1 pseudogene is annotated in these 334 nt (G+C 50.0%); it reads left to right on the forward strand.

Going from position 1 to position 334, the window contains the following annotated elements:
- Nucleotides 1-334, forward strand: a pseudogene (locus SHEWPOL2_RS22185) (IS4 family transposase); the annotation flags it as partial.

Here is a 334-nt window from a genome sequence, read left to right on the forward strand (position 1 = left end):
AATGGCGCATTCAATCTTGCTGTTTTCACCGCAAAGCCAGCAAGTCGTTGGGCTGATTGAGCAGCAGCGTTGGACGCGGGATATCACTAAGCGCGGGCAACATGCTACTCGCCCTTACGAGGAAAAAGAGAGCTACAAATGGGAACAAGCCTCCGCCAATATGTCTGCCCGTTTAGGCGAGCATATCAACAAGGTGATTTCCGTCTGTGACCGTGAGGCTGATTTGTTTGAATATCTGACCTATAAAACCCAGCACCAACAGCGCTTTGTCGTCCGCTCGATGCAGAGCCGATGCATTCAAGAGCATGCACACAAACTCTATGACTACTCGAAT

It is taken from the genome of Shewanella sp. POL2, assembly GCF_000282755.1.
Taxonomy (GTDB): Bacteria; Pseudomonadota; Gammaproteobacteria; order Enterobacterales; family Shewanellaceae; genus Shewanella; species Shewanella xiamenensis.